The sequence below is a fragment of the Kribbella hippodromi genome, from assembly GCF_039531045.1.
Classification (GTDB): Bacteria; Actinomycetota; Actinomycetes; order Propionibacteriales; family Kribbellaceae; genus Kribbella; species Kribbella hippodromi.
In genome coordinates this window covers 50167-63116 of the sequence record NZ_BAAAPH010000022.1, presented here as the reverse complement: position 1 = coordinate 63116, position 12950 = coordinate 50167, and the positions used below count along the sequence as shown (strand labels likewise).

16 protein-coding genes are annotated in these 12950 nt (G+C 67.2%); 4 read left to right on the top strand and 12 right to left on the bottom strand.

The genetic code is table 11. The annotated features are described in order from the left end of the window. Positions 1-11: 11 nt before the first annotated feature. Positions 12-590, top strand: a complete 579-nt coding sequence (locus ABD260_RS29035; protein WP_344238513.1) for a TetR/AcrR family transcriptional regulator — start codon at positions 12-14, stop codon at positions 588-590. Positions 591-639: 49 nt separating this feature from the next. Here ABD260_RS29035 and ABD260_RS29030 read toward each other — a convergent pair whose 3' ends face one another. From ABD260_RS29030 to ABD260_RS29005, 6 genes are all read right to left on the bottom strand, one after another. Then, positions 640-1968, bottom strand: coding sequence for a replication-associated recombination protein A (locus ABD260_RS29030; RefSeq protein WP_344238511.1), 1329 nt, complete (start codon positions 1966-1968; stop codon positions 640-642). Further along, entirely contained in the window at positions 1965-2171 is a 207-nt protein-coding gene (locus ABD260_RS29025) for an MmcQ/YjbR family DNA-binding protein (protein WP_344238509.1), read from the bottom strand. Before ABD260_RS29025 ends, ABD260_RS29030 begins: the two co-directional genes overlap by 4 nt. A 76-nt stretch (positions 2172-2247) precedes the next feature. Beyond that, entirely contained in the window at positions 2248-2904 is a 657-nt protein-coding gene (locus ABD260_RS29020; protein WP_344238507.1) for a response regulator, read from the bottom strand. Then, on the bottom strand, positions 2901-4094 hold the full coding sequence (locus tag ABD260_RS29015) for a sensor histidine kinase (RefSeq protein ID WP_344238505.1): 1194 nt from the start codon (positions 4092-4094) through the stop codon (positions 2901-2903). The genes ABD260_RS29020 and ABD260_RS29015 overlap by 4 nt, the downstream gene beginning before the upstream one ends. Before the next feature lie 54 nt (positions 4095-4148). Further along, positions 4149-5675, bottom strand: a complete 1527-nt coding sequence (locus ABD260_RS29010; protein ID WP_344238503.1) for an alpha/beta fold hydrolase — start codon at positions 5673-5675, stop codon at positions 4149-4151. Between the two features lie 108 nt (positions 5676-5783). Further along, complete coding sequence (locus ABD260_RS29005; protein WP_344238501.1) at positions 5784-6422, bottom strand: TetR/AcrR family transcriptional regulator; 639 nt, start codon at positions 6420-6422, stop codon at positions 5784-5786. Between the two features lie 127 nt (positions 6423-6549). Between ABD260_RS29005 and ABD260_RS29000 the strand changes: the two genes are divergently transcribed. Beyond that, positions 6550-7302, top strand: coding sequence for an SDR family NAD(P)-dependent oxidoreductase (locus ABD260_RS29000; protein WP_344238499.1), 753 nt, complete (start codon positions 6550-6552; stop codon positions 7300-7302). A gap of 51 nt (positions 7303-7353) precedes the next feature. Here ABD260_RS29000 and ABD260_RS28995 read toward each other — a convergent pair whose 3' ends face one another. Together ABD260_RS28995 and ABD260_RS28990 are read right to left on the bottom strand one after the other, a co-directional pair. Next, positions 7354-8196: an alpha/beta fold hydrolase gene (locus ABD260_RS28995; RefSeq protein ID WP_344238497.1), complete on the bottom strand. Its 843-nt coding sequence runs from the start codon at positions 8194-8196 to the stop codon at positions 7354-7356. A 42-nt stretch (positions 8197-8238) separates the two neighbouring features. Beyond that, complete coding sequence (locus ABD260_RS28990) at positions 8239-8904, bottom strand: hydrolase (RefSeq protein WP_344238495.1); 666 nt, start codon at positions 8902-8904, stop codon at positions 8239-8241. Positions 8905-9002: 98 nt separating this feature from the next. Between ABD260_RS28990 and ABD260_RS28985 the strand changes: the two genes are divergently transcribed. After that, the gene (locus ABD260_RS28985) at positions 9003-9947 is read left to right on the top strand and encodes a LysR family transcriptional regulator (RefSeq protein ID WP_344238672.1); all 945 of its coding nucleotides are present in this window, start codon (positions 9003-9005) and stop codon (positions 9945-9947) included. Here ABD260_RS28985 and ABD260_RS28980 read toward each other — a convergent pair. Beyond that, positions 9918-10778 (bottom strand): SDR family NAD(P)-dependent oxidoreductase, encoded by an 861-nt coding sequence (locus ABD260_RS28980; protein WP_344238493.1) that lies wholly within the window; start codon positions 10776-10778, stop codon positions 9918-9920. The two genes, ABD260_RS28985 and ABD260_RS28980, sit on opposite strands and share 30 nt — an antisense overlap. Positions 10779-10801: 23 nt before the next feature. Here ABD260_RS28980 and ABD260_RS28975 point away from each other — a divergent pair, with 23 nt between their 5' ends. Further along, positions 10802-11344: a TetR/AcrR family transcriptional regulator gene (locus ABD260_RS28975; protein ID WP_344238491.1), complete on the top strand. Its 543-nt coding sequence runs from the start codon at positions 10802-10804 to the stop codon at positions 11342-11344. Between the two features lie 89 nt (positions 11345-11433). Here the strand turns inward: ABD260_RS28975 and ABD260_RS28970 are convergent, their stop codons facing one another. The 3 genes from ABD260_RS28970 to ABD260_RS37665 form a co-directional block, all read right to left on the bottom strand. Next, a complete protein-coding gene (locus ABD260_RS28970; protein WP_344238670.1) occupies positions 11434-11841 on the bottom strand; it encodes an NUDIX hydrolase in 408 nt (135 codons plus the stop codon). Between the two features lie 240 nt (positions 11842-12081). After that, on the bottom strand, positions 12082-12351 hold the full coding sequence (locus ABD260_RS37670; protein WP_425553416.1) for a DEAD/DEAH box helicase family protein: 270 nt from the start codon (positions 12349-12351) through the stop codon (positions 12082-12084). Then, on the bottom strand, positions 12351-12671 hold the full coding sequence (locus ABD260_RS37665; protein ID WP_425553411.1) for a DEAD/DEAH box helicase: 321 nt from the start codon (positions 12669-12671) through the stop codon (positions 12351-12353). The genes ABD260_RS37670 and ABD260_RS37665 overlap by 1 nt, the downstream gene beginning before the upstream one ends. Between the last annotated feature and the right edge of the window lie 279 nt (positions 12672-12950).

Below are 12950 nucleotides of genomic sequence, written 5' to 3'. Positions count from 1 at the left end.
CACTGCTCCTGATGAACCCACGAACCAGCCCTTCGGCCACCTCTCGCGGCCCACGCCGGGATGCCCTGCGCAACGATGCGATCGTCATCGACGCCGCACGTGCCGTCTTTGCCGAGCAGGGACCGCAGGCGACCATGGAGGCCATCGCTGCCCGGGCCGGGCTCGGCGTCGGCACCATCTACCGGCGGTTCGCGGGCAAGGACGCTCTTCTCGACGCCATCGCGCGGTTCTTCGTCGAGGAGCTGGATCGGGCCGCGTCGACAGCACTCGAGAATCCCGATCCGGCCGCCGGTCTTGAGTGGTTTCTGAACTTCGTCGGCACCTTCCACGCAGAGAAGCGCCGGTACGCGGCGTCGCTGACCGACCGCGTCCCCAGCGGCGACGACGTGAGCGCGCGAACAGCGGACCACGTCCGGCAGCTGACGCGGAAGGCGGTCGAGGCAGGCTATCTCGCGCAGGATGTGACGGGAGACGACATCAAAGCGCTCATCATCGCGATCCGCGGAGTGGTCGCCGCTTCGCCGGACGGAGACGACGGCCCGTGGCGTCGTTTCGTCCGCATCCATCTCACCGGGCTCCGCGCCGACTGATCCCGCCACACGGCGGTCCCCCAGCTCGATTCGCGACCGGCAGCTCCCGTTACCTGTTCCGCGGATCGGCCCGTTCGTCTGTGCTTGGAGGTGGGGTTGTTTTGACGGTTCGGAGGCGGGCGAGTTCGGCGAGGCGGTCGGTGATGGTTCGTTCGTACCCGTTGGTGGTCGGTTCGTAGAAGGTCTGGCGCGGCATGTCCTCGGGAAAGTAGTCGGCGCCGGAGAATCCGTCCTGGGTGTCCGGGTCGTACTGGTAGCCCTTGCCGTAGCCGAGGTCCTTCATCAGGCGGGTCGGGGCATTGAGGATGTGCGGAGGTGGCATCAGCGACCCGGTCTGTTTCGCGGCCACACGGGCGTTGGCGAACCCGCGGTACACCGCGATCGACTTGGGTGCCGTGGCGAGGTAGACAACGGCCTGGGCGATGGCGAGTTCGCCTTCGGGTGAGCCGAGTCGTTCGTAGACGTCCCAGGCGGCGAGGGTCTGCTGCACTGCTTGCGGGTCGGCGATACCGATGTCCTCGTTGGCGAACCGGACGAGGCGGCGTGCGATGTAGAGCGGATCCTCGCCGCCCTCGAGCATGCGTGCCAGCCAGTACAGGGCGGCATCCGGGTCGGAGCCGCGCATCGACTTGTGCAGCGCGGAGATCAGGTTGTAGTGGCCCTCTTGCGACTTGTCGTACAGCGGGGCTCGCTTCTGTACGGCGTCGGCCAGCGCTGCCGCGTCGATCGGACCGGGCAGGGACTGCACTTGCTCGATCATGTTGAGCAGGTACCGGCCGTCGCCGTCGGCCATGGCGATGAGCGCCTGCCGAGCGTCGGCATCCAGCGGCAGCGGCGTGCCGAGTACGTCCTCTGCCCGGCCGATGAGCGTGGTGAGGGCGACGTCGTCGAGACGTTTGAGGACGAGCACCTGGCACCGCGACAGCAGCGCGGCGTTCAGCTCGAAGCTGGGGTTCTCGGTGGTCGCCCCGACAAGCACGATGGTGCCGTCTTCGACGTACGGCAGGAAGGAGTCCTGCTGAGCGCGGTTGAACCGGTGGATCTCGTCCACGAACAGCAGCGTGCCCTGCCCGATCTCACGGCGCTGCTGGGCAGTCTGGAACACCTTGCGGAGATCGGCGACCCCGGAGAACGTCGCCGAGAGTGCTTCGAAGACGAGGCCGGTCCGCTCGGCGAGCAGCCGCGCGATCGTCGTCTTCCCACAGCCGGGCGGGCCCCACAGGACCATCGAGACCAGCCGGTGCGCCGCGATCATGCGCCCGATCGGCGCGTCCGGTGCGAGCAACTGGTCCTGCCCGACGACGTCCTCGAGCGTCTGCGGCCGCAACCGGTCGGCCAACGGGCGCGACGCGTCGTCCAGCTCGAACAGCGAACTCATGCCGGCCTGCCCTTCCCCGGCAACCGGCCGACGGTGATCGACTCGTGGTCACGACGCAAGACGGCACCGCGCTGCGGCTCGACCTTGACGGTGATGACCCGCGCGTCAGGATCATCGTCGGTGACGATCAGAAAGACCTTGGCCGCGACCTTCCACACGTCCAGGTGCGGACGGGCGCGCTCCTGCAACGTGCCGTCGTGCATCTGCCCTCCTCGGGTTCAGGCTACTTCGGGTCAAGTAACGCTACGACCAGCCCGTGGGTGTGTGGCGTCGGTCGGTTCAGCGTACGGTGCCTGATTCCCAGGCCCAGACGGCGACTTCGGTGCGGTTGCGGGCCTGGATCTTGCGTTGGATCGAGGCCAGGTGGGATTTCACCGTCGACAGCGAGATCTGCAGTTCGCCGGTGATCTCGGCGTTGGTCCGCCCGCGCGCGACCGCCCGCGTCACCTCGAGTTCGCGTTCGGTCAGCGGCGGCGCGGCGCGGCGGGTTTTGCCGCTCGGCGTACTGAAGTGCTGCAGCAGCCGCGTCGTGATCGACGGCGACACCAAGGACTCACCGTTCGCGGCGGCGTACACGGCCTCCACGAGCAGCCGCGGGCCGGCGTCCTTCAGCAGGAAGCCACGTGCGCCGGCGCGCAGGGCTTCGTGGACGAGCTCGTCGAGGTCGAAGGTCGTGACCACCAGTACGCGCAGCGGCTCGGCCACCTCCGGTCCGGCGAGCAAGCGAGTCGCGCTGATTCCGTCCAGCTGCGGCATCCGGATGTCCATCAGCGTGACGTCCGGCCGCAGCTCACGAGCAAGCGTGACCGCCTGCCTCCCGTCCTCGGCCTCGCCGACGACCTCGATGTCGGGCTCGCGCTGGAGGATCAGCCGGAAGCCGGTACGCACCAGCGCCTGGTCGTCCGCGAGCAGAACCCGCACGGTCCGCGGTGTCACGGCTTCGTTCCTTTGTCTGATTCCGCAGCCACCCCACCAGGCAGTGGGAGCTCCGCGAGCACACGCCAGCCGCGTTCCTCGTCGTCGTCCGCTTCACCCGCCGTCAGCGTGCCGCCCAGTGCATCGATCCGCTCCCCCATGCCGATCAGCCCATAACCACCGGCGGATCGCCGCGTACGTCCCGGCCGGAGCCCGTCGTTCCAGACCTCGACGCGAAGCAGGACCTTGCCCTGCCTGACCGTCGGCTCCACCGCGACCGTGACCTTCCGCGCGTCCGGCGCATGCTTGCAGGCATTCGTCAGCGACTCGAGGACGACGCCATGCACGGTCGACACTGTCTCCGGCGCGACCGGCAGCTCCTCCAGGCCCGGCGCCAGCCGCAGGTCGACGTTGGCGTGACCATCGACAGCCGACTGCACAGCCCCCACCAGCCCACCGGAGGTGAGTGGAACGGTCTGCTCGGGACTCCGCAGCATCGTCACCAGCCGCCGTACCGCCGCCAGCGCCTCGGCGCCGGCGCCCTCGATCTCACGTAACAACTCCTGTTCGGGGCCTTCGGCAAGTACCACCTGGGCTGCCTGGGTCCGGACCACCACCCCCGTGATGTGGTGGGCGACCAGGTCGTGCAGCTCCCGGGCCAGCGCGAGCCGCTCCCGGTTCCGCGCCGCCACCAGCGCCGCCTCGCGCCGGGCGTCGGCGTCCCGCAGCATCAGCCCGATCGCGACGCTGCAGCCCCACAGGATGGTCCACAGCACCGCGAGGGTGAGCGTGGTCGAATTCCTGCCGTAGCGCAGCATCGGCGCCGTGACGATCGCCAGTCCGCCGACGATCACGACCACGGCCGCCGGTACAGACCGTAGCCGATGGCAACCGGCTCCGATCAGCACGGCCAGCGCGAGCGTCTCGGCGTCACCACCGAACGGCGCGGCCGGCTTCACGAAGAAGCCGGCCACGCTGCAGATCAGCGAGAGCGCGAATGCGGACGCGATGAGCTCCCCGATCGCTCCCGGATACCGGCGCCGCAGCAGTACCAACGCGCTGATCACCACGCCGGTGCCGAAGAACACCACACCGCCCGGCGTGACCTGGTCGCGCAGCACCAACCGGCGTACCGCTTCGTCACCGTTGAAGCCCACAAGCGCCACGACCTCGAGGACAACCAGGATGCGACCCAAGGACCTTCGGATCACCGGGCACCTCGTCCTTCCTCGACGTGCGGAACAACCATCACATCACGAAACCGGTCAGCGGGGTGTTGCGTCCGCGGAACAGTGGTAGTCGCGCGCCGGCAACTGGCCGGTCAGAAGGAACGACGTCGCGGCCGTGTTCGCGCACTGGTTCTTGTTCAACAGGTACACACCGTGCCCGCCCTGGTCGGCCGTCACCATCCGCGCTCGGTCGCCGAACGCCTTCCGCAGTTGCTTCGCGCCGGCCAGCGGCGTCGCCGGGTCGCGGAGGTTCTGAACCATCAGCACGTTCGCCGGGCCGTTGCTGCCGACCTTCACCGGCTCTTCCACCGGCTTCGGCCAGTACGCGCACGGGTTGATGTTGGCCCCGGCCGCACCGAACAGTGGGTGCCGGACCCGGTCGATCGCGACGTTCCGCTGGTACGAATTCAGCGACGTCGGCCAGTGCGAGTCGTTGCAGATCATGTAGTACCGGGCGGAGATCAGGTTGTCCACACTGCCTGCCTTCGCCTTGGCGGTCTCGCCCGCGGGCAGCGGCGGAGGCGGCTGGTTCGCCTCAAGGGCCTTGAAGACCCCGGCCAGGGTGGGCAGCTGCGTGGCGCCGTACGAGTAGCCGAACGTGATCAGCCGGAACAAGGCCCCGTCCCACACGACGTCCGGGCCCTTGACCGGCGTCCTGTCCAGGCGCGCGGCCAGCCGCAAGTACGTTGCCTTCACCTGTGCCGCAGTCCGGCCGAGACCGTACTCGCGGTAGTTGGCGGCGACGTACTTCGCAAAGTCGGGGAACCGGTCGTCGACGCCCTGCGACCACAACCGCTGACTCTCGTAGTCCCACCCGGCCGGACCGAGGTTGCTGTCCAACACGACCCGGTCCGTACGCTGCGGGAACATCGTCGCGTACACGGAGCCCAGGTACGTACCCCAGGACGCCCCAAGGTACGACGCCTTCTGCTCGCCCAGCGCGGTCCGGATGCTGTCCATGTCGCGCGCCGTGTTCTTGGCACTGACGTACGGCAGCATCCAGGCCGTGTCCGAGGCCGCGCACTGTGCGGCGATCTGCCGGGACTGCTCGGCCCGCTTCGCGACATCGCCCGCGTTCCGCGCGTACGGCGGGATGTTGCCGAAGAACTGCTGCTCCGCGGTCAAATCGCACTTCACCGGCGTACTCCGGCCCATGCCCCGCGGGTCGAAGCCGATGAGATCGTAGCTGTCCAGCACGGCCTGTGGCATCTTCACCGCCGCCAGGAATGCCAGATAGCCGAGCCCCGGGCTCGGACCACCTGGGTTGGTCAGCATGATGCCGCGGCGCTTCTCCGGGTTCTTGCTGGGCAGCCGCGAGACCGCGATGTCGATCGTGCGACCCGCGGGCTTCTGGTAGTCCAACGGGACCTTCAACGTCCCACACTGCATTCCCGCGGGCAACGGCACTCCGTCACCGACGTCCTTGTCGCACTCGCCCCACTTGATGCCCTGCTGTGGTGTCGCGGTCTCCGCAGCGGTCACCGTCCTCGCTCGCGAAACCCCCGGGACCGTTGCGGCTGCCATTGCGGCAACAGCGACGGCGATGGTCACGACCTTTCGCATCCTGACTTCCCTCCAGCCCACACACGTCTTCTGACGGCCTTCACTCTGCCGATCCGGGCCGTCATCCCACATCCAGCGCGCGACTGGTTCACACCCCGGCCGAAAGTACTAGGCCAGATGCTTCTTCGGCACCCGGGCGAGAGCAGGCGGCCAGTTCTGCAGGACGGCGTCGACGATCAGCCGCAGGTCGGCACGTTTGGCGCCGCCGGCCGCCTGTACTGCGACTCCGTTGCCGATCGTCATGACGTACCTCGCCAGCAACGCCGGATCGGTCTTCGCGGGCAGATCGTGCTCGTTGACGGCCCGCCGGAAGCGCTTCGTCAACAGGGCCCTGGTCTCGTCACGCCAGGCGGCCAGCAGGTTGCGGATCGCCTGCGCGTCCTCGCCTCCGATCAGGGCGGCCCGCAGGCTGAGGCATCCGGTCGGGTAGCCCGGCAGGGTGGCACTGCGGACAGCGCCGTGCAGGAAGACCGTGGCCACCCGCTGCGCAGTCGGCTCGGCAACCGCCTCCACGCCGTACGAGGCCGGGCCGTCGGCGTAGCGGATCAGCGCCTTGCGGAACAGGTCTTCCTTGTTGCCGAACGCCGCGTACATGCTCGTACGACTGATCCCCATGGCGCTGGTCAGCGCGGGCAGACTCGCGCCCTCGTACCCGTTCTGCCAGAACACCGTCATCGCCTTCTCGAGCGCCTCATCGGCGTCAAAGCCCCGGGGCCGGCCGACCGGTGCGCTCCGTTTGCTGTCCATGTGATCCAGCTTACCAATTGCGTACCGATCGATCCGTAATTGCTACCGTACTTCTGCACCGATCGGTACGGAATAATGCGCCGGCCGGCTTGGTTGCCGACAGCACCGTCTAGAGAAGGAGTTCGAGATGAGCGAATTGGCCGGCAAGACAGCCCTGATCACCGGTTCCACTTCCGGCATCGGCCGGGCGACAGCGATCGCCTTGGCCGCGCGGGGCGCGAGCGTCGTGGTGACCGGCCGCGACGCCGGACGTGGCGCCGAGGTGGTCCAGCAGATCCAGTCCGGCGGCGGTACGGCCCGCTTCATCGCCGCCGACCTGACCAGCCAGGAGGACGTGATTCGGCTGGCCAAGGAAGCCGGCGAGGTGGACGTGCTGGTGAACAACGCCGCGGCAGCAAGCTTCGGGCCCAGCGTCAGCATCACCCCCGAGCAGTACGACGCGATGCTCGACGGCAACCTGCGGGCGGTCTACGTACTGACCGCCACCCTGGCCTCCAAGATGGCCGAGCGGGGCGGCGGCAGCGTGATCAACGTCAGCAGCGGAGCCGCGACACTCGGCGACATCTACAACGCGGTCTACGCCGCCACCAAAGGGGCAGTGAACTCGCTCACCCGAGCCTGGGCCGCCGAGTTCGGGCCGGCCGGCGTGCGCGTCAACGCGGTCGCGCCCGGTCCGGTGTACACCAGCGCTCCGGCCGAATGGCTCGATCGGTACAACCCACTCATCCCACTGCGCCGCGTCGCCCAGCCGGAGGACATCGCCGAGGTCATTGCCTTCCTCGCCGGACCCAGCGGCTCGTACGTCAACGGCGCCGTCATCCCCGTGGACGGTGGCCTCACCGCAGTCGAACCCCCGAAGGCCGAACTGGCGACCAGCTGACAACACTCATCGGCTCGGTGACCAGCAGGTCACCGAGCCGAGGGTGCGGAACTACTTGCCGAGGAAGGTCTTCAGCGCAGCGTTCACCTCGTCCGCGTGGGTCCAGAGCAGACCGTGGGGCGCACCCTCGATCTCGACATACTCGGCCTCGGGAAACGCCGCATGGAAGCGCCGGCCGGTGGCGTCGACGGGAAGGATGTTGTCCTTCGTACCATGCAGGATCAGCGCCGGCTTGCCGCTGGCACGCACTGCCTCGACATCACCACGGAAGTCCTCGATCCAGGACGGCACGACCGCGTACGCGGCGACCGGCGCACTTCCGATCGCGACGTTCCAGCTCGCGGTGACGGCCTCGGGGCTGATCCGCGAGCCGAGGTTCTCGTCCAGGTTGTAGAAGTCCGAGTAGAAGCGGGTGAACCAGGCGTACCGGTCTCCCTTCGCGGCCGCGGAGATGCCGTCGAACACCTCTTGAGGAACCCCGTCGGGGTTGTCGTCGCGGGCAACGAGGAACGGTTCGAGCGAGGCGAGGAACGCGAGCTTCGCCACTCGCTCATGGCCGTACCGTGCGACGTACCGGGCAAGCTCTCCCGTGCCCATCGAGAAGCCGACCAGCACCACGTCGCGCAGGTCCAGCGCTTCCAGGACCGCGTTCAGGTCCGCGGCGAACGTGTCGTAGTCATAACCGGAGCCGACCTTCGACGACTGCCCGAAACCGCGCCGGTCGTACGTGATGACCCGGTACCCGGACGCGAGGAGCTCGCGGGTCTGACGCTCCCAGCTGTGCCCGTCCAGCGGGTAGCCGTGGATGAGGACGACCGGTTGCCCCGCACCCTGGTCTTCGTAATACAGCTCGACCGGCGTGCTGTTCTCAGCCCCGGCGGTGATGTAGCCCATGGCTTTCCTTTCGGTGCTGCCAGACGTTGGTTCTGATGCAGGTCAGCGCGACACACCAGCTCCGTCGACGGGTGTGGCCAGCAGCTGCAGCTCCCACGCCAGGGCGACCCCGGTGGCGCCACCGTGCTCCTGGAGCACCGGCCCGATCACGGTCGCCGTCGATTCGCGCGCCCAGTCCCGCTGCCACTCCGCCGACGCGACCATCCAGGTGATGGGCACCACGCCGGCCCGCTCCATCCGGCGTACCGCCATGTCGTGCGCCTCCGCGGTGACTCCACCGCTGGCGTCGGTGACGACGAAGACGTCGTAGCCCTCGTCCAGCGCCTGGAGGGCGGGCATGGCGACACAGATCTCGGTCCACAGCCCGGCCAAGATCAGCTTCTTGCGCCCGGTCTTCTCCACGGCGTCGACCACGCGCCGGTCCTCCCAGGTGTTGATGGCGGTGCGGTTGATCGGGGTCTGGTCCGGGAACACATCCTGGATGGCCTTGATCAGGTGGCCGCCACGTTCCTCGATCACCGTGGTCAGCACGGTCGGTACGCCGTACACCTTTGCGAGCTTGGCCAGGCCGACGACGTTGTTCACGATCAGGGTCGGTTCGTGGCTGTTGAGATTGGCGACCTGGAAGGGCTGGTGGTCGATCAGCACCAGGACGCTCTCCTCGGGGGTGAGCAGTGCATCGAGTCCGGCCTTGGCGGTACGCGTCACATTACTTCCTTCGGTGTCATGGATTTCTGCCTGAGAACGACCCTATGGAGGCCGATCCGCAGGCGTCCAAGACTTGTCCCGGCGCCGAACGATAGGATCTGTCTATCGATACGAGTCCCCGTCTCCTGCGCTACTTTCTCGCCGTCGCCGAGGAACTCCACTTCGGCCGTGCGGCCACGCGCGTGTACATCTCGCAGCCCTCCCTGAGCCACCAGATCCGCAAACTCGAGGACACGCTCGGAACACCGCTGTTCGTGCGGTCGAGCCGGAGCGTGCAACTCACCGCCGCGGGGCGGACGCTGGCGCGCGAGGCGCCGGTGGCACTGGCCGCGCTGGAGCAGGCGGTGCGGCTCACCCGGCTGGCCGGTGCAGGGATCGCGACCACGATTCGGTTGGGCTACACACCGGTGACCAGCTTCGACACGCTGTCGGTGCTCCTCGACGCGCTCCGGGAAGTCCACCCCGACTTCATGGTCGACGCACGAGAGGTCTTCAGCGCCGAAATTCCCGAACGGCTTCGGGCCGGCGACCTGGACGTCGGCCTCGCCCTGTCACCGCAGCTCCTCGACGGGGTCGACGGCGAGTTGCTCCGCGAAGAGCCCGTCGCCGCTGTCCTGAGCGCTCGCCACCGGCTCGCTGCCGTACCGAGAATCCCGGTGCCGGAGTTGCGCGACGAGACGCTGCTGCTGTTCCCCCGCCGCCTCGCCCCGGCGTACTACGACAGCATCGTCGCCGCGTGCGACGAGGCGGGCTTCGTACCCGACATCTGCGCATTCGACGAACCACCGATCAGCGCCATGCTCCCCAGGCTCGCCGGCGGGCGCGAGGTCGGCCTGGCCCCGGCGTCGTTCGCCGAGCACGCCGCGAAGACCAGCGCCGGCATCGTCTCTCGTGACGTCGTCGATCCGCCGATAACGGCCGAACTCTCCATCCTGTGGGCCGCACACGATCCGTCGCCCGCCATCGCGAGCGTCATCGACCTCGCCCGCAGCTGCGCCCAACGCAACAAATGGCTACCCAACAACGAAGCGCGGGTCCAATGAATACTCGTCGTGGCGACGCTGCATGACCGTGGCAATCTGCCCAGGAGCGTCGTCGCCCAGCATGAGCCGCAGCCGACCGTCCGCCGGTGCGGTGATGTGCTGCAACAGGCGGTCAGCGATCTCCGCCGGCGATGCGCCGTCGCCGGCAGTGACGCCCGGCTCGGTGACCCATGGCACCTCTGACACGCCAAGGATTTGCTTTCGGCCCTCGTCGTACTCAGTGACCGGCGCACTGAAACGCATACTGCCAGTGGCCCATTCGGTGTCCATGGCGCCAACCTCCGCGATCGTCACGCGGACGCCGAACGGCGCCACCTCTCCAGCCAACGCCTCGCTGAACCCTTCCAGCCCCCATTTCGCGGCGTTGTAGAGCCCGAAGAAGGGCATCGCGCCGACTCCGCCGACCGACGAGATCTGCACGATGTGACCAGTTCGTTGAGCCCGCATCACCGGAACTGCCGCCTGCGTCAGCCACATCGGGCCGAGCAAGTCCGTGTCGAGCAGTTTCCGCACTTCTGATTCGGTCAGTTCTTCGATCGCCCCGACCAGCCCGTACCCGGCATTGTTGATGAGCACATCCACACCGCCGAAGTCATCAGCCACCCGCCGTACCACTGCGCGGCAGGCGTCTCTGTCCCGCACGTCGAGGGCGTACGTGACGAGCCGTTCGTGCTGAACAGCTCCCTCGCCGGTGCGAGTAGTGGCTGCAACGCGGTGGCCGGCGGCGAGCGCCGCGGTGGTCAGGGCCAGTCCCAGTCCCCGGCCGGCGCCGGTGATGAGGAAGGTTCGCTGATCAGTCATACGCCGCAGTAAACCACAATCGAGACGCACCGTCTCAATGTAGGGTGGCCGTCATGGCACGTCCCAGTACTGTGGCGCGGGTCCACGCTGCCGTCCTCGAACTGGCGATGCGGCGCGGGCCATCGGCGCTGACCATGGAGGGCATCGCTGCCGAGGCCGGTGTCGGCAAGCAGACGCTCTACCGGTCCTGGCAGTCAGTGCCGGCGATCCTCTTCGACGCACTCCTCGCCCGGTCGAAGGCCGACGCGGCACCGACCCCGCCAGACGAGAGCCTGCCGGAGCGGCTCCGACAACTGCTGGAGGCCGCAGTCGAGGAGATGACAACCGAGCCGAACGCCACCTTGCTGCGTACTCTGGCCGCCGCGATCCAGCTCGATGAGCTGACCGCCCGCGAGTATCGCGAACGCCTGCTGAAACCACAGCTGAACGAAATCCACCAGCTACTGCGAGACGCCGACGTACCCTTCCCCCCACGCACCACCGAGCTGCTCCTAGCTCCCGTGTTCTACCGATGGTCCATGCGACTACCACCAATGAACCCCAACGAACTATCCCTTCACATCAACGAAGTTCTCGCCCTCACCCAGCAGCCGTAGACCTGCAGCTGCGGGGCTTGAACCCCTTGCAGATAAGGTATCCAAGTTTCTATGGTGCTCAGCCGAGCGAAGCGACAGCAGCCGATGGTTCAGTGCACCAGGAGGCCGGCATCGACCAGCGCCGGGATGACGTGGTCACGGACAGCCGGAGCAAGTTGAATCCCATCGTTGCGGCCGCTCGTCCAGCCCATTGCGGCAAGCTCCGCTCCCGGCGACGCCACACCGTCGAGTTCTGCCAGATAGACCGTCATCCGCATCGGTACGGCTTCGATGGCCGCCAGCGCCTCGACGACGGTGAACGGAGTGACATCACTGGGGCCGACCGACAACTCTTCCTGCAGTTCACGACGCAGAGCTCCAAGAAGGCTCTCCCCTGGTTCAGGTTTCCCACCGGGCAGGTTGAAGATGCTCGGGGCCGCTTGCTTACTGACGACCAGCAGCCGACCATCCCGGACCACTGCCGCCGCCGCGACGGTGAGAACCCGTGGGTCTCCCAGTACCTGAGGACAGCGTTAGCGGCGCGGAACAGCGGGCTTGACGGCTTCCAGCGATCCTCGACATGGTCCATCGCGACCCGGCTGCGCACAGGACCTTCCTCGAGCGTCAATCGTTCGAGCTCGATCGCTCCCTTCTCGAGCGCATCGCACAGCACCTCGCGGTCGGACCGCGGAATCCAGTCATCCAGTCCCTCGAACACCGGCAGCATTCCATGACGAGGTGCCCTGCGCTGACCGGAGTCAAGACCTCCTCTTCGAGCGCCTGCGCCAATCCGTAGACGTACGCCGGCGTTCCCGGCAGAGGATGGCGATCCCGCCGGAAGGGGGTCGCAGTGAACAGCACGACTGCGACGTTTGAAACGCGTCAATCAAGACTGAGTACGTTGCGGCCGGAGTGTGGTGGGCCTCGTCAAAGATCACCAGATCGAACAAGTCAGCAGGAGGCTGCGCAATCTCGTCGTACGACGGTGACAGGACGTTCGGCGTACCGACCACGACGTCGGCACTTATCAGGTCATTCCAGGAATCAGTGGTACGAAGCCTGCGTTCGACCTCGACGACTTTGGAGGTGGAACGCAGGCTGACACCGCTGCGACGCGGCGCAAGATCTGCAGGTCTGAAAGCTCAGCCGCGAGCTGAGCACGGAGCAGGCGCGACGGCGTCACCAGCAACACGCGGCGCGCCGGAAGAACGAAGGGCAGGAGCGACATTGCTGCGCTCTTCCCAGTACCCGTAGGCATGGCCACGATGGCCGGCTCGGTTGTTGTCGAGAAGTGCGCCGCAACCCCCAGGCAGGCAGCAACCTGCGCACGACACAACGCGTTCTGCACCGCGGGACGATGCCGACGTAGCTCGACAGCTCCGAAGACCCTGACCTTCGATGCGTGAGAACGGAAATAGCCCAGGTTGTCCGACGCCACAGTCCCCCCATGGATCGCTACACAGCGGTCACCGGCCCGATGACTTACGGCCCATACCGCAAACCCCTTATCGGTGCACCACTTTCAGCCGTTACAGAATCCCCAATCATGGGGTCATCGTTGGAGAACTGAGCACGCACCTCCAGCAGTTGGTGCAAACCAGTCGACTTCGCCTCAGCCTCGCATGTC

Excerpts from the sequence above, each read along its gene's own strand:
- ABD260_RS29005 (WP_344238501.1), bottom strand. The coding sequence starts at position 6,422 with ATGGACAGCAAACGGAGCGCACCGGTCGGCCGGCCCCGGGGCTTTGAC.
- ABD260_RS28995 (WP_344238497.1), bottom strand. The coding sequence starts at position 8,196 with ATGGGCTACATCACCGCCGGGGCTGAGAACAGCACGCCGGTCGAGCTG.
- ABD260_RS29025 (WP_344238509.1), bottom strand. The coding sequence starts at position 2,171 with ATGCACGACGGCACGTTGCAGGAGCGCGCCCGTCCGCACCTGGACGTG.
- ABD260_RS29030 (WP_344238511.1), bottom strand. The coding sequence starts at position 1,968 with ATGAGTTCGCTGTTCGAGCTGGACGACGCGTCGCGCCCGTTGGCCGAC.
- ABD260_RS29035 (WP_344238513.1), top strand. The coding sequence starts at position 12 with ATGAACCCACGAACCAGCCCTTCGGCCACCTCTCGCGGCCCACGCCGG.
- ABD260_RS28975 (WP_344238491.1), top strand. The coding sequence starts at position 10,802 with ATGGCACGTCCCAGTACTGTGGCGCGGGTCCACGCTGCCGTCCTCGAA.
- ABD260_RS29000 (WP_344238499.1), top strand. The coding sequence starts at position 6,550 with ATGAGCGAATTGGCCGGCAAGACAGCCCTGATCACCGGTTCCACTTCC.
- ABD260_RS29010 (WP_344238503.1), bottom strand. The coding sequence starts at position 5,675 with ATGCGAAAGGTCGTGACCATCGCCGTCGCTGTTGCCGCAATGGCAGCC.